The organism is Pseudoalteromonas peptidolytica (genome assembly GCF_012641745.1).
Classification (GTDB): domain Bacteria; phylum Pseudomonadota; class Gammaproteobacteria; order Enterobacterales; family Alteromonadaceae; genus Pseudoalteromonas; species Pseudoalteromonas peptidolytica.
This window is the reverse complement of the sequence record NZ_WEHZ01000039.1, coordinates 21,881-41,905: the sequence shown is the minus strand read 5'-3', so window position 1 is coordinate 41,905 and position 20,025 is coordinate 21,881. Positions and strand designations below refer to the sequence as shown.

Here is a 20,025-nt window from a genome sequence, read left to right as displayed (position 1 = left end):
GGGCATTAAATGCCAGACCGAGAAAGTGTTTAGGGTATAAACAGCCTGCTGTTGTATTCAATAAATTACGCAAAGTACGTAAAGCAGCTTAATTTAGCGAGTGGTGCACTTCGGAGTTGAATTCGCGTTGATAAAAATTTCAAAATTCAACTCGGTTTATTAATTTGTAATTCCACTCATCATTGTACGATGTGTTCTTTTCAAAAAGAAATACTCACACATTTTAAATGTATGAAGAAAACTTGACGCTGTAACCTATTTTTAATAGTTCTTGCTCGCAGCTTATAACCAGTAAAGTGTTTAATAAAAATTATACCTATTTTCCTAATTCAGTGGTCTATTCTGAGGCGAGAAAATCTTGGCGATAACCCCGCTACCGCGTCCTGCTATCACCAAGGTACCTACATCCGTATCGGCAAAGCAAAATTTTTACTATTTATTTGTTCTAAATAAGAAATTTTTAATGCTGTTAGCGTCAGATTTACTCCTTCAAATTGAGCAAGTATCAAGTCAATTGGTATTAGTTACTTTTTACCATTATCCTAAAAGGGATAGGGCGCTGAGTTTGTAGTTGCTTAAGCTTATCAATAGATTTATCTGTAAATACATGGCCTTTGGGTAGTAGCAAGATCCCTTGATTGCTATGTAGAGCAAGACCTAAGGTCATCCCTGCTTGTAGCTTATCAGTTGTAATTATATCAACTGTTCCCACACTATCTTCAGCCAGATCGTTATTACTTACGGCTTTTTGCAAGGCATCAACAACTTCGGGGGCATAAAAATTTCCTCTATACGCTTTTATAAGCTCAAGAGAAGTTTGCGTTTTTTCCTCATCTGTACCGTTAGCTTGATAAAAATGATCATAATAGTCTCTCGCCACAGCCAATATTAAAGAGCCAAGAGGGATCTCCTTTCCCTTGAGTCCCTTTGGAATACCTTGTCCATTGTACCTTTCAAATTGGTGATAAATTGCTTCGGCAACATCAGATAAATGTTGTGCAGGCATTAACATAAGCTGTGCGATTGAGGGGTGTGTATAATATGTCTTTTTTTGCGCTTCGCTCAGCGTTCTCGGTGGTTTTTTGTAGATTTCAGGATCCATCGCAAGTAAGCCTACCTCAGCAAGATAACCTGACATCATTGTTGTTTCAGCAAGCTCTTTACTTAAATTAAGGCCAGAAGCCATTATTTTACATAATCTAGCAATATTCTTCGCTTTTTTCCCATCAATAAAGGGGTTGGCATTAATAAAGTTATACAGCAACTCAACTGTAGCACGGTGCTCTTTAACTTCTTTTTTATTCGCTTGCTCGAGCTGATTCAATACTTTTCTAATTTGTGTGGTACGTTTTTGTACCAATTCCTCTAGGCTTTCGTTTAGCTCCACTAGCTCCTTATTTTTTGTACTAATTTCTTTAGTAAGCTTTATATTTTGGTTCTTTAAACGAAATTTCTCGGCACACTGTTTAACTGTATGAATTAGAATTTCATTGTCCCACGGTTTTTGAATATATGCGTGGATCCCACTTTCATTTATGGCTTTAATTGTTGATGCCATGTCAGCGTATCCAGTAAGTAAAATACGTTGAGTTTCGGGCTGAATTTGCTTTACTTGTTTTAAAAAAGTAGCTCCGTCCATATCTGGCATTCTCATATCGCTAACAATGACATCATAAGTATTTTTTTTAATCGTCAACAACGCTTGCTCTGGTTCAGTAAACAATTCCGCTTCGATCCCATTTTGTCGAAACAGCCTGTTTAATGATCGCAGTACATTCTCTTCGTCATCGAGGCATAGAATACGAATGACTTTGTCTGAAGTAGTTGATTGTTCGCTAAAATCCAATGCAATACCTCCAAATTACCTTACTTTTAAACTTAGTAGAAAAACCAAGTAACAACAAGCATGATGAAAAATTCGAATTAATTCCTATATTCCTCTTAGAAATCATTTATACCATTAAGATATATCATTATAAAACAAATAGTTAAAGTAAAGATTTTGCATTCTCGCTTAATCAACTATCTATAAATCTCAAATAATCATGACATCGATTATTTCATTATCTGAGAAAGAACTAAGCATTATTTTCAATAGCTTAGTATTACATTTTTAAGTCTAAAACACATGAAATTACGTTTACGTAAACGTCAAACAAGGTGGTAAATTTCTTGTTGCCATATCCTTTTTATGTGTTAGGTTTATGTTGTTATTGTTAACCGAATACAATAAATGGTTGGAGAACCACACCTATGAAACAACATGTAAAGACCTTTAATTTATCCTATATGGCTTCGCTAATTGGTGCTGCTTTTTGCGCTAATTCATATGCTTACAATTGTGACTCACTAGCACAATGGTCACAAGGCACAGCATATAGCGGCGGTGAACAAGTACAAAAAGCACAACATGCCTATGAAGCAAAGTGGTGGACTCAAGCAGATCCCTCTACTAACTCTGGACCTTGGGATGACTGGAAAAAATTGGGACGGTGTGACAGCGCTGTCACCAACAAACCACCTCAAGTTCAATCATTACAGCCAATTGACGGAGCTTCTTTTTCAGAAAATGACAGCGTTACCATTTCAGTTGATGCAACAGACGCTGATGGTTCGGTTAGTCAAGTCGAGTTCTTTGTTGACGGTACCTCTGTAGGTATTGATACAACAGCAGTAGGTAACAACTATTCTGTTGATTGGTTGGCAACTGCAGGTAACCATACCATTTCTGTTGTTGCTACAGATAATGAACAAGCACGCTCTTCATCATTAATCAGCAATATCATCGTAAACTCAACGAGTAACCAACTACCGACCGCAAATTTAAGTCTTGAAGGTGGGATAACTGATGTCACTGTAAATCAACCAGTCATCATTACTTTGGATGGCTCAGATCCTGATGGTACAGTACAAAAATTAACGTTGCTTGTAGACGGTCAAGTCGTCTCTGAGAGTACTTCAGCACCGGCACAATACACTTGGCTACCGGCGCAACTCGGCACCGCGCAACTTAAACTAGTCGTAGAAGATAACAGCGGTGCAACAGCACAAAGTACATTAACTGTGAATGTTGTTGAAGTTCCTCCAGTTAGTAATAACTGTGTTCCAGCAGGGCTGTACGAAACTCCAAATGCTTCGCCAAATTACTGCAAAATCTATGATGAAAATGGCAGAGAGAAAATGGGTGCCGATCATCCAAGACGAGTTATTGGTTACTTTACAAGCTGGAGAACAGGTAAAAACGGTCAACCAAGTTATTTGGTTAATGACATACCGTGGGACAAGATCACGCATATTAATTACGCATTTGCACATGTAGATGCAAACAACAAGGTTTCAATAGGCAACCCAAATGCCGCTGAAAACCCAGCAACGAATATGACCTGGCCGGGAGTTGCAGGGGCAGAAATGGATCCAACTTTGCCCTATACCGGTCATTTTAACTTACTTAACAAATTTAAAAAGCAGCATCCAGACGTAAAAACGTTGATTTCAGTTGGTGGTTGGGCTGAAACTGGAGGCTATTTTGACGAAACAGGCAAAAGAGTCGCGAGTGGTGGTTTCTACACCATGACAACCAATGCTGATGGTAGTGTGAACCACGCTGGAATTGATGCTTTTGTTGCAAGCTCTATCGATTTTATACGTAAATATGGCTTCGATGGTGTCGATATTGACTATGAGTACCCCTCTTCGATGAACGATTCGGGTCACCCAGATGACTTTGCCATATCAAACCCCCGACGCGCAGCATTGAATCGCTCTTACCAAGTATTGATGAAGAAATTACGTGAGGCACTAGACCAAGCAGGTCAGCAAGATAATACCCACTACTTGCTCACTATCGCGTCTCCTTCCTCTGGTTATTTGTTGCGTGGTATGGAGACCTTCCAAGTCACCAAATACTTAGATTATGTGAATATCATGTCTTATGATCTTCACGGTGCATGGAACCAACATGTTGGCCACAATGCTTCATTATTTGATACTGGTGAAGACTCTGAATTAAAACAATGGAATGTTTATGGCACGAAAGAGTTTGAAGGTATTGGCTACCTGAATACTGATTGGGCTGTTAAATATTTCAGAGGATCAGTTTCTGCTGGGCGAATTAATATAGGTATTCCTTATTACACTCGCGGGTTTAGAGATGTGACTGGCGGTACCAATGGCTTATGGGGTCAAGCTGCATTACCAAACCAAGCGGATTGCCCTCCTGGTACTGGTAGTGGCGACAAGAATAAATGTGGTAATGGTGCAGTTGGTATAGACAACTTATGGCATGACAAAAATGATGTTGGTTTAGAGGTACCAGCGGGTTCGAACCCATTATGGCATGTTAAAAACTTACAAAATGGAGTACTGGGTAGCTACCTTTCAGATTACGGTTTAGACCCTATCAATAACCCAGCGCACCAAATTACCGGCAGTTATACACGCCACTATGATGCGGTTGCAGTTGCACCTTGGCTTTGGAATTCAACTAAAAACGTATTCTTGTCCATCGAAGATGAAGAATCCATGGCTGCAAAAGTTGATTATGTCATCAACCAAGAACTGGGCGGGATCATGTTTTGGGAGCTTGCCGGTGACTTTGACTATGACACCAGCAAAAATGAATATTTTATGGGTTCATCGCTTACCAGCTTGGCGTACAACAAGTTTAACCAAAGTGGTACGCCTTATTCGGTCAAACAGGGTAACAAAACGTTTGTGAAACCAGCTTCTGCTGTCAACGTGTCTTTTGAAGCAAAAGACTTCCCAGCAGGTGATGCAAACTACCCAATTGCTCCAACCTTCGCATTTACCAATAACTCAGGGATTGACTTAACCGGTGCAAAGATTTCCTTCGATGTACCTGTTGCAACATCAGCTATCTTCAAATCGAACTGGAATGCCCAAGAAAAACTTAAGATGGCGGTGGATGTAAATGGCTCTAACGCTGCTGGCAACAACATAGGTGGTTTTGAAAATGAATTCCATCGTTTTTCTATCACGTTAGTCAATGAGTGGGGGAGCACACCTAAGTCATTTGGCCCTGGAGAAACGGTGAACGCCCAGGTTATGTACTATATGCCGATTTCAGGTCCTGTTAATTTTGTCGTTGAGAAGGATGGTAAACGATACGCATTTGCCAGTGAATACAAAGATCTTCCAATAGCAAAGCCAGGAGATGGTTCAACGGATCCGGTGACTTCATGTAAAGGAACCCCTGTAGACCAAATTGTCACCTATCCTACTTTTCCTAAAGGCACCCATGCGGCTCAGGGCGACCTTATTAAAGATGGTAAAGCAGTGTACGAAGCCAAGTGGTGGAGTAATAAACAACCTTCAACGAGCAGTGATTATACCAAAGTTTGTAACTTATAAATAATGGATGGGGAGGACAGGCTCCCCACTTATTAGAAGGAAATTTAACATGAATAAATTCCAATCTAAGTTTGCATTTATAATGGTTGGCACCGTTTCAACGCTACTGTCCAACAACGCGCTATCTCATGGCTATATGGATTTTCCAAAGGCCAGACAAGCAATATGCCAGTCTCAAGGTGGTTACTGGTGGCCTGATGACGGCTCCAACATACCCAACCTAGCATGTAGGGCAGCTTTTCTAGAGTCAGGACACTTCCAGTTTGTACAAGAGCATGAGTTTTCAGCAAATACCGCCGATTATAACAACCTTGAAGCCGTTAAGACTGTAGTTCCAGATGGTACATTGTGTTCAGCCGGGGACACAAATAAAAAGGGAATGAGTGTTGTGTCGCCCCATTGGCAGAGAACTACGATTGAGCCAAATGCTCAAAACACAGTGGCCATTAGCTTTAGGGCAACCACACCACATAATCCCAGCTTCTGGCAGATTTTCTTAACTAAGCCCAGTTACGACGGAAATACAATGCCACTCAAATGGAGTGATTTAGAGCTCATCAATGAGTTCGACAATATCGACTTTGTTGTAGATCCAGAAGGCAAACGCTTTTACAAAATGGAAATTAATATTCCCGCAGGTCGTGAAGGAGAAGCAGTGTTGTACACCCGCTGGCAACGTAATGATGCCGGTGGCGAAGGATTTTATAACTGCTCAGATATTACCATTAAGTCCACAGGCGCGCCTGCGGATTGGGTTAGCAGTGGTTACTATTTAAAACAAGGACAAAATGCTAACGTTGGCGACAGTATCTGGTTTAGAACATTTGACCAAGCGGGTAACGAGCTAGTAAGCCATCAACTTTCCATCAATTCAACGAATGTCTCGCGCTGGCAAACTGAGCTTGCCTCATACTTAAATAGTAACTTTAGTAACCAACTAAAAATTGGTGTTATGCAGCAAGATGGCGCGATTGTTTTTGACGAAACAACATTGTTGGCCAATCAAGTATTTTTACCAAACGCACAATTTACAAGTAACCTGAGTATTGTAAAGGGGGATACCAATACACCTCCAACGATTAACCCGATAGCAAATATCGTGATTAACGAAAACACGCAAGCAACCGTTCACGCTCATGTTTTCGACGATCAAAATGATCCGTTGAGTTTTACTTGGTCAATTCCTTCACCTTTAACTTATACAGGAGATGGCGACACGATAGTTGTCACCGCCCCAGCCGTTAACACCGACCAGTCAATTGAAGGTTCACTTACAGTCTCGGATGGTAAAGCCAGTACCGCAGCGAGTTTTACTGTCACCATCAAGAATGTAAACGCAGGTGAATACCCACAATGGCAAGCAACTCAAACCTATGTTGCAGGGGACAAAGTAACTTATCAACAACAGAGCTATGAAGCGAAATGGTGGAATCGTAATGAGAAGCCAGGCAGCTCCGCTGTTTGGAAACCAATTTAATTAACCCACACTGGGTACAACATGTAACTACAAAAAGGTTGAAAATATGAAACTTAATAAAATAACTACATATATAGGACTGGCGTTATTAAGTGGGGGAGCACTAGCTGCACCATCTACGCCATCACTTGATTGGAAGCCGCAACAATACTCTTTTGTTGAAGTAAATGTTGATGGCAACGGCTCATACAAGCAGCTAGTTAAAGCCAAAGATGTGGTTAATATTAACATCAAATGGAATGCTTGGAGTGGCTCCGGTGGAGATAACTATAAAGTTTACTTTGACAATATGTTAGTCAATCAAGGAACTTTAACACCGGGAACCAAAAGTGGGGTTGTCGAATTTCCTTATACAAAATCAGGCAGACACCAACTTTATCTAGAGCTATGTGAAGGTACGGTATGTGCCAGAAGTGCAGGCAAAGAAATCGTTATCGCCGACACAGACGGTGCACATTTGGACCCACTACCAATGAATGTTGATCCGAACAACAGAAATAACGGAACAATTCCCGGACGTGTTACCGGTGCTTACTTTGTAGAGTGGGGGATTTACGGTCGCAACTACGATGTAACTCAAATCCCAGCCCACAATTTGTCACACATTTTATACGGTTTTATTCCAATTTGTGGACCGAATGAATCGTTGAAATCTATTGAAAACGGCAACAGTTGGCGTGCACTACAAACTGCCTGTGCGGATTCACAAGACTATGAAGTTGTTATCCATGATCCATGGGCAGCCGTACAGAAATCGATGCCAGGTGTAGACGCGAAAGATCCTATTCGTGGTGTATATTCTCAATTAATGGCGTTGAAGCAGCGTTACCCTGAATTAAAAATCTTACCTTCAATTGGAGGGTGGACACTTTCAGATCCATTCCATGGTTTTACAACTAAAGCAAACCGCGACACCTTTGTCGCTTCTGTTAAGCAGTTCTTGAAAACATGGAAGTTCTATGACGGTGTAGATATAGACTGGGAGTTCCCTGGTGGCGACGGCCCAAATCCAGATCTTGGCGATCCAGTTAACGATGGTCCGGCTTATGTAGCACTTATGCAAGAGCTACGAGCAATGTTAGACCAGTTGGAAGCAGAAACAGGCAGAAAATATGAACTCACATCCGCTATCGGAGCGGGTTACGATAAAATTGAGGACGTAGATTACCAAGCAGCGCAGCAGTATATGGACTACATTTTTGCCATGACCTACGATTTCCATGGGGCGTGGAATAATGATACTGGGCACCAAACTGGGATTTATTGCGGTTCACATCTAAGCACTGATGAATGTAATGGTACAGGTGTTGATGGCAATGGTAATCCTAGGAAAGGTCCTGCATACACTGGTGACCATGCAATACAGTTGTTGCTACAACAAGGAGTACAACCGTCAAAACTGGTTATGGGCGTAGCGATGTATGGCCGTGGCTGGGAAGGTGTAAGTGATGCTAACACGACTATTTCAGGAAATCCGATGACAGCACCTGGTAATGGTCCTTTAAAAGGCTCAACCAGTGAAGGGGTATGGGAACCTGGGATAATGGATTATAAAGCGATAGCGGCTAACGCTGTAGGTCAAAGTGGTAATGGTGTTAATGGCTTCGAAGTAGGCTACGACGAACAGGCTCAAGCCGCTTACGTCTGGAACAGAAGCAATGGTAAACTGATCACTTATGATAGCCCAAGAAGTGTCATCGCCAAGGGTCAATATGCAAATACTCACCAACTTGCTGGTTTGTTCGGCTGGGAAATTGACGCTGACAATGGCGACATATTAAATGCGATGTACGATGGTCTTACCGCTGGTGATATTCCAAACCGTGCGCCCACTATTGGCCTTTCAGGTCCAATTAACGTAACAGCGGGGCAATCGGTGAATGTAAGTGCGCTAGCAGCTGATGCTGACAATGATCCGTTAACATACTCATGGACTGCTCCCGCAGCATTAGTCTTGTCTGCAACCAACACAGCGTCAGTCTCTATCACTGCTCCATCAGTAACTCAGCAAACTAGCTATGATTTGTCATTAACAGTAAACGATGGCACTGTTAGCACCAGTAAGACGGTCACTGTAGTTGTCAATCCTGAGGGGGCAAATGAGGCTCCAGCAGTTACGCCGATCGCAAATGTGACGATCAATGAAGGTGATTCGACTACAATTACAGTCAACGCTACTGATCCAGAGGGCGCTGCATTGAGCTATGATTGGTCAGTACCAGCCGAGCTAAGCGTTGTTAGCAATAATAATACGGCAACCCTTACCGCTTCTAGTGTTTCTGCTGATACTACGGTGACGGTAACTGTTACAGTCTCTGACGGTGTCAACAGTGTTATTTCAAGCTTTGATGTAACAGTGAAAGACACGGCAGCACAATATCCTGCATGGGATAGTTCAGCCGTATATGTTGGCGGAGATCGCGTTAGCCATAACGGCGCCCAGTTTGAAGCCAAATGGTGGACTCGTGGAGAAGAGCCTGGAACCGCTGGCGTTTGGAAACGTCTGTAAACTGATTAACTTTAACTTAAACCCTAAATGAGCTTGTTTGCACAAGCTCATTTTATTGTTCACTTACACATTACTCTGCCCAATATTACCGATTTATCACTTTATTTTTTTCGTGAGTCTTTCATAATAACGATATGAGCTTCACAAACGAGTAACGCCTCCTGATAGTAATTTTTCGTATCACCGTATTTATATGTTGCCTGATGATGTTCACGACTCACTCGCAGGCTTGCGCCAACCGGCCTGTGTATAAAGTTGGAATAGGCTCACAGTGGCCACCTTTTGTCATGTATAATCCAACACCATACGGTATTGATATTGAAGTAACAAAGTCAGTTTTTGCTAACGCAAACCTCTGTATCGAATTTATTCAACTTCCTTCATCAGCAAGAGGGATCACCGAGCTAGAAAAAGGACTAATAGATATTCTTCCTTCAGCTAGCTTTAGCGTTGAGCGAGCAAAAGTTGCTTATTTTTCGGCTCCTTATAGAAGAGAGAGAATGAGGCTATTCTCAAATAGAGAAATCGGCCCAAACAGTAGTCTAATAGAGCTTTTTTCGTCCGGGCATACGTTTACATCAAATCCTGGGGCTTATTATGGCGAAGAGCTAAAACAAATAAAAAAAATAGAATGGTATGACAAAAGGTTATTTGAAATTTCAAGCCTAGAGCGCAGAGTAGAAATGGTTGCAAAGGGTCGTGTTGATTTTCTGATAGAAGATGAAGATGCGGGATATTATTATATTAACCAGCTTGGCTATCACAGCCTCGTATTACATCCCTATGTTGTCAATGACAATGCGATACATTTTATGCTAGGTCGACATGCCTTTAACCGCTCTGAAATTGATAGGATCAACACAGCTATTAAAAGCCTAAGCGAGACGATAAGCGATATCTCAAAAAAATACAGAAAAGACTCGGAATGAATCAAAAACAGATTTTCACAACGCTGCAGCAGACATTTGGCCATTCGACATTACGCCATGGCCAAGCAGAAGTTATAGACCTTATACTAAAAGAACAAAGCACCATTGCTATTTTTGCAACTGGAGCAGGAAAATCATTGTGTTACCAGCTCCCCGCAGTCTTAAAATCGGGTATGTGTGTTGTCGTATCACCATTACTTGCGTTAATGCATGAGCAGCGAGATTATCTATTAAAGATAGGAGTGAAATCCGCCTGCTTGGATAGTACTCAAACTCGTGCCGAAACAACCCAGGTTGAAAATGAGATCATCAGTAACACTCTGAAAGTACTCTTTATTTCAGTAGAAAGATTAAACAGTCAAAAAGCCCGTTTATTACTAAGCCGAGCTCACATTTCTTTTTTAGTCATCGATGAGGCACACTGTATCTCCGAATGGGGACACAACTTTCGCCCTGATTACCTTAAAATTGCCAAATATCGTGAAGAGCTTGGGATCAAGCAAGTGTTATTACTTACCGCCACTGCAACCAACAAAGTCGCCAATGATATGGCATGTAAGTTTAATATTCAGCAGCAGTCGATTGTTCGCACCGGCTTCTATAGAAAGAACTTACATCTGAGTGCGGTGTATATAAGAGAAAAGCAAAAAGATGAATACTTACTTGCGTTTCTTAAAAGGGCAAAAGGAGCCGGGATAGTATATGTAACGCAACAAAAACAAGCAGAAGAAGTTGCTAAAATGATTGTTGCATGTGGCTTTAAAGCAGCTGCATTTCATGCTTCGCTTAAAGCTGAAGATAAAGCACAGATCCAAGCGAACTTTCTGACTGAACCAGATTTAATCGTTGTCGCCACAATTGCTTTTGGTATGGGAGTCGATAAACCGGATGTTAAATGGGTACTACATTATGATATGCCAAAGTCCATCGAGGGTTATAGCCAGGAAGTCGGCAGAGCGGGTAGGGACTCAAAGCAGGCGTACTGTGTTGCGCTAATAAATAACGAGAAAATATCGACACTTGAGAACTTTGTCCATGCAAGCGCATTGGAGTATGCGTCTCTCAAACACCTCTTTACTGAATTATTTTCAGCGCCAGATCAAGACTATCATTTAAATGAGTATGACCTTGCAAACAAAACGAATATAAACCAATTGGTCTTAAAAACCTTGTTAGTACAATTAGAGCTACAAGGCTTATTACAAATTAACTATAGCTATTTTGCAGAGCTACACATTGCGTTTACCCAAACGAAAGAGAAGTTACTTGCTCACTTTTCTGAACAGCGGCAAGTTTTCTTGGATAAGCTATTGAGCTGCTTTGAGTTTAAGAAAAAGTGGGGAGTATTATCGTTAGCTGCATTGGAAAATAATGGGATCTCCTTGTCAAAAGCGCAAGATGCTATTGACTATTTATCGAACCGACAGCTGATCGAGGTGAAAACATCAAAGTATACTTCTGTCTACTCTAAAACGAGTGAATCAATCGACATCGATAAATTAACGGATGAGTTTTATCAACAAGCACAAATTAAAGCGCAAGGTGAACAAGCCAGACTTAAACATTTACTCCAATTTTTTCAACTAACTACCTGCTATCATTACGCTTTGGCAAGCTATTTTGGAGATAGCATGGCTCCGAAACATTGCGGGCATTGTAGCGCATGCGAAGGAAAAGCCATGTTAATGCAGGTGGAGGAAGAACCTGCCATCGATATTGAGTTGGTCCGAGAAACGTTGAGAAATGCGTCGCAATTTGCCACACAGAACAGTGTCGACTTTTCAACTCATTTAAAAACACTATTTTTACTTGGCTTAAGTTGCCCGTATTTTACGAGGTTTAAGTTTAGACAATTAACTGGGTTCGGGATCTTGAAAGGCGTAAAATACGATAAAGTGGCAGCCATCATTACAGAACGAAAGCTATAAATGAAAAGCGATATTATAAAATTAGCCAACATTGCAAATAAACCCACTAAGAGAATTTTAGGCCTGATGAGTGGGACTTCTCTTGACGGACTTGACATTGCATTATGTAAAATTACGCATCATGGAAAACGGACAAAGCTTGAAGTAGAAAAATTCAAAACCGTTACCTATAGCCAATCACAAAGGGCCTTATTGAGCCAACACGCATCAGTCCCAAAAGTCGATCTGCGTTCTCTTTGCCAGTTACATACTTGGCTTGGAAGGTTATATGCAGATATGATTAGTGAGACACTACAGTTATGGCAAGAGGAGCATCAGTCCATAGATCTGATCGCAAGTCACGGACAAACTATATATCATTGTCCGGGTCAACCGTTTTATACCGCTTCAAATTTACATAGCACCTTGCAGATTGTAGATGCCGATGTCATTGCCACAAAAACAGGTATAATTACTATTTCTGATTTCCGACAAAAACATATCGCCAATGAACTAGAAGGAGCGCCTCTGGTACAGTATGGCGATCATTTACTCTACTCAGATAAAAAAGTCGACCGCATTTTATTAAATATCGGCGGTATATCTAATCTAACTTATTTACCAAAAGCTAAGGCGATAAACGATACCATTAGTAGCGATGTAGGCCCAGGAAACACATTAATTGATCAATATTGTCAACACACTCTTGGTATTGCCTATGACGAAAATGGCAAGATAGCATCGAGTGGAAATGTTAACGATAAACTGCTAATCAAATTAAGCCAACATGCTTTTTTTGATTTGCCACTGCCAAAGTCTACGGGACAAGAGCTATTTAACCGCGCGTATATACAACGTGCGCTGAGTGAATGTGATCTTTGCCATGAGGATATCATAGCAACTCTTACTGAATTTACCGCTCGTACTATTGCAGAGGCAATAAATCAGCTCACAACAGAACTCACTGAACTTTATGTCAGTGGAGGCGGGGTGCATAATGCGTTTTTGATGCAGCGCCTTGGTGGACTTCTCAAAGGCACCATAGTGATTAAAGACTTTGCCAACTTGAACATTGACCCTGATGCCAAAGAGGCAGCTTTATTTGCATTGCTTGCAAATGAAACGTTATCAGGAGAGAAGGAAGCGTTACCCTTTTCAATGGGGAAAATATCTTTACCCAATTAAGCTAATATATTTACGGCTTAACCATAGTACTAACTCGCTTAATGTGTTGGCAGCGCGTTTTACAAATGTGCTCCATAAGTTTATAGCTTGTGCTTTGGTTATTTTGTGATCAAAAAACAGACAGCACTGCACTCATCGCAGCATTAAACAGCCGTTTAGCGCCATTGACTTCATCGCCGTTTACATCAATCTCAGGATGGCTTGGCGCAATCAAGGCTTCGGCTAGCGTGATAGTAAACTCAGCAGTATTCTTCAAATAATCATGCAATCCAACCAAATTAATTTGCATAGCATACCTATCGGCTTCTAGTGGCTGTTGGATTTTAACGTCTACTATTTTGGTTAGATAAGTGTCAGCGTCAACAGTTAATACTGATTCAGACTTAGCAACACGTTCACCAAGTTTGGTCAAGATCACTTCAACCTTATCACCAATGCGCGCGTCCTTGGGGAGCTCGATTGTCAACGATAGTCCATTATCATCTGGTCGCAAAACTGGCTTCTCATAGGGCTGAACCGATCGATATTTTCCTCTTATCGAACTTTCAATTTGTGCCGCGTTAAAGCTAAAAATACCAAGGTTGCTACTCATTTATTTGCTTCTTCATTAATAAAGACGGAAGTAATTTTCTCAAAATATGATGACAGAATTATGACTTTATACCGTTTTCGTCAATGACACTCTCGGCTTTGAGCTGTTTAAAGGTTTTGCCCAATCGATATCAACGGTAATAAAAATAATTGAAACATGTGATGATGTGTTAAAAGACATAAAGCTCGATAATTCGAGCCTTATGTCACAGGGTGCCAGGTTGCTATTAACGCACTGCCAACATAATAAGTCCCGGGAAGACAAAAAATGAACCTAGCACATAAGCAAGTGCTGCCGGTTTGTTACGAGATCCAATATCAGCGATCTTTTCGGCTAGTTGCAGTGGTATCTCGCGTAATAACGGCATGCCGTAAATAAGCGTTACCGCAAAAACGTTAAACATTACGTGTACAAGTGCGATGGTAAGGGCAACTTCTGCCGCAGCACCTGTTATCGAGGTCGCTGCCAAAAGTGCGGTAATAGTAGTGCCAATATTTGCGCCTAATGTGAATGGGTAGATTTGACGGGTCGTAAACACACCACTTCCAGCAAGTGGGATCATAAGGCTAGTTGTTGTTGAAGAAGACTGAACCATAACGGTCACCACTGCACCAGAGCCAATTCCCACCAAAGGCCCACGACCGATAGCGCTATGTAACAATTCTTTAGCTTTACCTACTAGCGCTTTTTTCAGTAGTTTGCCTAAGTAAGTAACGGCGAACAAAATCATCATTATACCGATCACCACCATAGAAACCCCAGCGGCAGTAGAATCTAAAAAGCTTACGGCATCTTTGACCACATTAACCGCTGGCTTAACTAGTGGTTTGATAAAGTTATAGCTCTTTAAAGATAAATCAGCATCGCCTACAAAAACATGTGCAAGACTAGACGCAAACTTTTCTAAGATACCAAACATAATTTCTAACGGCAGGAAAATCACAACGGCCAATAGATTGAAAAAATCATGAACCGTAGAAGCTGCAAAAGCACGTTTAAACTCTTCTTTGCTGCGAATGTGACCTATTGAGACTAACGTATTGGTGATAGTGGTACCAATATTCGCGCCCATTACCATTGGAATGGCGATACTAATAGGTAATCCACCTGCTACTAATCCAACGATGACAGAGGTCACTGTTGATGAGGATTGAACCAGAGCAGTTGCTAATGCACCAAGTAATAAAGCCACTACAGGATTAGTTGCAAATGCAAATATTTCCTTAGCACCTTCGCTACCACCAGAGGCAAGTTTAAAACCGCCACTTACAGTACCTACTGCAACTAAGACTAAGTAAACAAGTAGAATGATAGACAGCCAGTTAAAAAGTTTTGCTGAAGCTGAAGTCTGAGATTGATTAACCATAGTTTCGCTCTTAGAGTAATACGTGTTCTTTCGTTACACTTTTATTTCAGTGGCGCATTAGAACATTCAATTGTTACAGTTATATTTCAGTTTTATGTAACTCAGATTATCTGACTATTTTGCGACCATGTTTCACAAATCTCAGTAAACAGGAGTCTGTAATTGTTTGTTTTTAATACGTATATTTGATGCTTTTTATTTACAATCTTTTACTTACACACGTTTTATCCATATTTGCTTCATTATTTCAACGTAGCATTGTCAAACAAACATTGTGTATTACTTTATTATGTCCAAACTGCTTACATTAATTTTATTGCTCGTTTCGACACTGGCTAGCGCTAGTATCTCAGCTCCTAAGCAAAACGGGCGTGATACACAAGTTGAGGTCCAATTTAGCGAGATGACCCCCGCACAGTTAAGTCAACAGCTAAATGTAAGCCAACAGGAAGCGTCGATAATCATCAGCCAGCTTTCTAAATATCAACCGTCATTAACAGAGCAGCCATACCAATGGGCTATAATTGATGCAAGCGCACTCGAAACTGGTTACAAACACTATCTTTCTTTCGGATTTGCAAGACTACCCTGGCTAAGTATTTCCTACGTCAATGAGACTCAGGTATCAGCTATCGCTCAATATACCCTTGACGCTGAGTTTTCAACCAGAGCAATATCGACTCCCCAGATATACCAGCCATTGACACAGCGAGAACAGGGTAGCGGACACTTCATCGTTCGCTACCAAACTTTTGCAAATGCCGCAGCAGATCTTAAATTACTCGACGATAGAACATTACAAAGTAGCATGCTTAGTAGTACCGTAATCAATGCAACGCTTAGTGGTATTATTGCCGCTGTCTTTGTCATCGTATTAGTAAACTTTTACTTCAATGCAAATGCCGCAAATGCTTATTACTGCGTTTGGACGTTATTATTTCTTTTAATAGTACTGGATATGTCAGGGTTCACTTTTCAGTATTTCTGGCCATCTTATGGCATATTTGCATCACTATTTTCAGCAGGGTTGATGACACTAGTTCCAGTCTTCCACCTCCTGTTTATCCGTGAGTTTTTACAACTCGGTCGGTTCAACCCCACACTAAATCACTTTTATAAGGCATTTTTGCTGGGCTACTTGTTATTAATCCCAGTAGCAATCCTATCGAAGTCTGTATTTTATAATTTGATTCTGAGTCTAAGTATCATCCCGCTGTTTATCTTTACCGCTTTTTGGTCGTTTCAGCAACGTGCACCTGGGTCGATTACCTTTGCTTTAAGCCTTTTGAACCATGTTGTTTTTGTTAATATCATCGCCATAGGGGGCACGATGTTTTCAGGCTTTATCAATGTCTATCACATTTCCAGTGCGATTAAGTTAGGCTACTTGATAGAGGTTATCCTATTTACTTTTGCTCTAGCCCAACAAAATAAGTCGGCACAAAACAACTTACTCTCGACATTACAAACGCAAGTAAATGCGTTGGCAAATACGGTAAAAACTGAAAAGCAATCTAATCAACGAAATAAACAAGAACTACAAGAAAAGGAACAACAACTATTTACAGATCTGTCTCATGAACTACGCACCCCTTTGACCGTAATGAAAGTACAAGTTGAATCTTTACAATACAATATTGTCGAGAATGTACAGGAAAGTTACAGTAAGTTGATGGATAAAATCGATGAGCTGAATCAGTTCATCAATCAACTTATGCTTGTTACAGATAACGAGAAACTTGCAACTATGCTAAACCTTAGGGACTTTACTATCTGTAAGCTAGTGCATAACGTCCATACTGAAGCTGCAAGTTTATTTGCAAGTAACACGGGGCAACTGGAGGTGAACTATCAGATTTCAGGAGCAGAGAAAGTAACAATAGATCTAGATGCTATCACAAATTGTATACTCGAAATTTTAGGTAATGCAAAAAAACATGGCGGTGAAAATGTAGCCGTCAAAATGAGCTTTTTTTGTTTGGATAATAACTTAATCATCCGCATTGAAGACTCAGGCACACCACTTTCATATGAAGCACACCAGAAACTGTTTGATCCCTTATATAAATCTCAGTCTTCGCGAACAAATTCGGGGAAATCAAAAGGCATGGGTCTTGCGATGTGTAAAAAGGTGTTAGAGGCCCATAGCGGGGAAATAGAGTCTTTCAATAGCTTGTTGGGCGGCCTCAACATCGAGATCAGAATACCGTTAAAATCAGAGCCAGCGTTTGCATAGTACGCTTAATAGCACAAAGCCTCTTCAGACAAAAGCAATCCTAAAAAACTCAGCTAAACTTGTTTCTTCTGTGACTTGTGATTTTTACTTGGAGACAAACGCAGCCAAAAAAAGATTTCAAGTAATAGTCCAATCACAACAAAAATAAACAGACCCGACTTATTTCCATAACTGTATGATGCTATAGCACCTACAACTACACCAAACAGAATTAACGTCCGAACTAACAAGTGCATCGTGTTTCCTTAACTTATGCCGTACAACTTATGGTCGCTATATATCACCACAATATTGATAAAGAGTAAATAAAGCATTGTCTACAACTGACGTTGCTTTAATCATTTTTGAATTACTATCGACCTTCCTATAAAATGTGCTGTTGGCTTGCCTCTTTCAAGAGCCGCTTAATTAATAGGGGTTAAGGGCAAGTTAGCATTACAATACGATTGTACATAATGATTTAAAGGGGCTTTCACTATGGGCTTTTGGCAAGAAAAAACACTTGAAGAAATGACAACTGAAGAGTGGGAATCAATCTGTGATGGTTGTGGTAAATGCTGCTTACATTCATTTATTGATAGTGATGAGGAAGATGATTCGGAATTTGAAAGCACCGACTTCTTGCGCGAAGGTGAAGAGTTACTTTACACCGATATTGTTTGTCAATATAACGACGCTACAACATGTGGGTGCAGTCGCTACAGTGAACGCCAAATCTTAGTGCCGTCATGTGTACAATTAACTAAAGAAAATCTAAAAGATATATTCTTTATGCCAACGAGTTGTAGCTACAGGCGACTGTACGAAGGCAGAGGTCTCGCTAGTTGGCATCCGCTCAAACATAAAGGTTCCAAACAAGCCATGATAGATGCGGGGATAAGCATATTTGGAAGAGCAATATCAGAATTAGAAGTAGATTTAGAGTCAGATTTTGAGTCCCATATTATTGACTGGCCTACAAAAGACGTCAACTAAACACTAGACGACAATTGATACACGCTGCGTTTGCAACAGGTGAACGCACAAAATACATATTTTCACGTCCGTTATCGCTTAGCACCATTAAATGTAGTAGTGCTTACAGTGTCAAAAAACAAATGTAGACTTCGCCTCAAAGGCGACTTTGAACTTTCATATGGTAATCACGATATAGCTACCTTGCTGAGGTTAGTACATATTACACATACTTTTTACTTCATTTTCTCAGCTTGACTGTTAGTTCAGGTGGGTGTCATTGATTTTTTAATTCAATATAGGTAGTTTTTTCCGTTCTAATGCTGTAACCACGCATACGCATTTCTTCCTGAAGACCTTTCAGAAATGGGCTTTTTCGATTCATGATAACTCCTCACCTCACGCCGCTGTATGTATACACAACATTATCTGAAATTCTCGGATATCAAGGGAAATATTGAAAAAATTTTTGCGCGTTTACGCATTAATAAATTAAAAATATTATTGTCTATCAAAAGGTTGTGTATCTACGATCTGAGATAATAAGTTTGGGAAACGCGCATGCGCACTTTTCCAGATGGTATATTTAGCAGAATGCTGATAAGTTCTTTGCATACTGATAGTTAACTGTGCGCGTTTTCACTGGTCCAATGAGGTAAACGCGCATGCGCACGAATAAAATGTTAGTTGCCTCTGGTTCAACTGATAGAGAGAGCTTTTAAATCCAGCATTGTTTTTATTAGTTAGGAATCTCCATTGATCTTATGCTTTTTGTTTTTGCTAGTTTTAAGCGATATTGTATGCATCATTAGATTCGCAGTATCGTTAGAATGAGGATGGTTAATGAGAATATATTATCGTTCAGACTTGCTATGTGGAAAGCAAAATGGAAACAGAGGAAATATCAGCTTATCAAAAAGGATGCTGTATTCTTTATCCAGTAAATTGGATTTACAGCCATTCTCATTGGAGGAGATAAAATCAGTTTTGTTAAATAAGCATCATTCGATAGGATGTTCCATCAAGGCTCCTTTTCAATATGTCGGGTGGGAGGCAGAGTCCCAGTGGTACGAGTTATTTAAAGGAGAAGAAGAAATATTTCTTCCAAAGAATATTAATTTTACTGATGGAAAGGTGACTTACTTTATCGTTGTAATTGGTGAACAATACGAACTAAGAGTGTGGCGTGATAGCCACTGTTTTGATAAAGATAAAAATATGTGGTTTTCTCACGAACCAGTAGTTTCTGATGCAGAGTTGAATATGCTTAAAAATAGTTTTTATACTTTAATTACACATGTCCAACGGGAAGAACAGTTATTTATGTCAAGAAATTTGCGAACTGGCTCAGGCAACTAACAAACTGTTCAAGAGGGATTCGCAACGCGTGGCATTTTCACTATGCGTTGGTTTTAGTGATTAAGGTGATATGCGGCGGCTTCGGTATTGCGTTGCTCACCCCTTAACAGGGCGTTATAACGCAATTTGTGTCGTATGTCA

General features: G+C 40.5%; 13 protein-coding genes. 9 read left to right on the top strand and 4 right to left on the bottom strand.

Annotated features, from left to right (window positions below; genetic code table 11):
• Window positions 1-520: 520 nt before the first annotated feature.
• Entirely contained in the window at window positions 521-1,846 is a 1,326-nt protein-coding gene (nosR, locus tag F9Y84_RS19380) for a response regulator c-di-GMP phosphodiesterase, NosR family (RefSeq protein ID WP_147389566.1), read from the bottom strand.
• Between the two features lie 407 nt (window positions 1,847-2,253).
• On the opposite strand from nosR, the gene F9Y84_RS19375 reads away from it, so the two are divergent.
• The 6 genes from F9Y84_RS19375 to F9Y84_RS19350 all read left to right on the top strand — a co-directional run bounded on the left by F9Y84_RS19375 (window position 2,254) and on the right by F9Y84_RS19350 (window position 13,377).
• Entirely contained in the window at window positions 2,254-5,370 is a 3,117-nt protein-coding gene (locus tag F9Y84_RS19375) for a glycosyl hydrolase family 18 protein (RefSeq protein WP_147389565.1), read from the top strand.
• A gap of 49 nt (window positions 5,371-5,419) precedes the next feature.
• Window positions 5,420-6,847, top strand: coding sequence for a lytic polysaccharide monooxygenase (locus F9Y84_RS19370; RefSeq protein ID WP_147389564.1), 1,428 nt, complete (start codon window positions 5,420-5,422; stop codon window positions 6,845-6,847).
• A gap of 46 nt (window positions 6,848-6,893) precedes the next feature.
• Window positions 6,894-9,356 (top strand): glycosyl hydrolase family 18 protein, encoded by a 2,463-nt coding sequence (locus tag F9Y84_RS19365; RefSeq protein WP_147389563.1) that lies wholly within the window; start codon window positions 6,894-6,896, stop codon window positions 9,354-9,356.
• A 203-nt stretch (window positions 9,357-9,559) separates the two neighbouring features.
• Complete coding sequence (locus tag F9Y84_RS19360) at window positions 9,560-10,285, top strand: substrate-binding periplasmic protein (RefSeq protein ID WP_128731029.1); 726 nt, start codon at window positions 9,560-9,562, stop codon at window positions 10,283-10,285.
• Window positions 10,282-12,213: a RecQ family ATP-dependent DNA helicase gene (locus tag F9Y84_RS19355; RefSeq protein ID WP_147389562.1), complete on the top strand. Its 1,932-nt coding sequence runs from the start codon at window positions 10,282-10,284 to the stop codon at window positions 12,211-12,213. Before F9Y84_RS19360 ends, F9Y84_RS19355 begins: the two co-directional genes overlap by 4 nt.
• Window positions 12,214-13,377: an anhydro-N-acetylmuramic acid kinase gene (locus F9Y84_RS19350; RefSeq protein WP_147389561.1), complete on the top strand. Its 1,164-nt coding sequence runs from the start codon at window positions 12,214-12,216 to the stop codon at window positions 13,375-13,377.
• Between the two features lie 109 nt (window positions 13,378-13,486).
• Here F9Y84_RS19350 and F9Y84_RS19345 read toward each other — a convergent pair whose 3' ends face one another.
• Complete coding sequence (locus F9Y84_RS19345) at window positions 13,487-13,969, bottom strand: hypothetical protein (protein WP_147389560.1); 483 nt, start codon at window positions 13,967-13,969, stop codon at window positions 13,487-13,489.
• A gap of 226 nt (window positions 13,970-14,195) precedes the next feature.
• Window positions 14,196-15,335, bottom strand: coding sequence for a Na/Pi symporter (locus tag F9Y84_RS19340; protein WP_147389559.1), 1,140 nt, complete (start codon window positions 15,333-15,335; stop codon window positions 14,196-14,198).
• Window positions 15,336-15,624: 289 nt separating this feature from the next.
• Here F9Y84_RS19340 and F9Y84_RS19335 point away from each other — a divergent pair, with 289 nt between their 5' ends.
• Window positions 15,625-17,571 (top strand): sensor histidine kinase, encoded by a 1,947-nt coding sequence (locus F9Y84_RS19335; RefSeq protein WP_147389558.1) that lies wholly within the window; start codon window positions 15,625-15,627, stop codon window positions 17,569-17,571.
• A 53-nt stretch (window positions 17,572-17,624) separates the two neighbouring features.
• On the opposite strand, the gene F9Y84_RS19330 is transcribed toward F9Y84_RS19335, so the two are convergent.
• On the bottom strand, window positions 17,625-17,807 hold the full coding sequence (locus F9Y84_RS19330; RefSeq protein WP_125251300.1) for a hypothetical protein: 183 nt from the start codon (window positions 17,805-17,807) through the stop codon (window positions 17,625-17,627).
• Window positions 17,808-18,048: 241 nt separating this feature from the next.
• Here F9Y84_RS19330 and F9Y84_RS19325 point away from each other — a divergent pair, with 241 nt between their 5' ends.
• A complete protein-coding gene (locus F9Y84_RS19325) occupies window positions 18,049-18,546 on the top strand; it encodes a YcgN family cysteine cluster protein (protein ID WP_147389557.1) in 498 nt (165 codons plus the stop codon).
• 822 nt (window positions 18,547-19,368) lie between these two features.
• Window positions 19,369-19,884 (top strand): hypothetical protein, encoded by a 516-nt coding sequence (locus tag F9Y84_RS19320; RefSeq protein WP_147389556.1) that lies wholly within the window; start codon window positions 19,369-19,371, stop codon window positions 19,882-19,884.
• Window positions 19,885-20,025 lie beyond the last annotated feature (141 nt).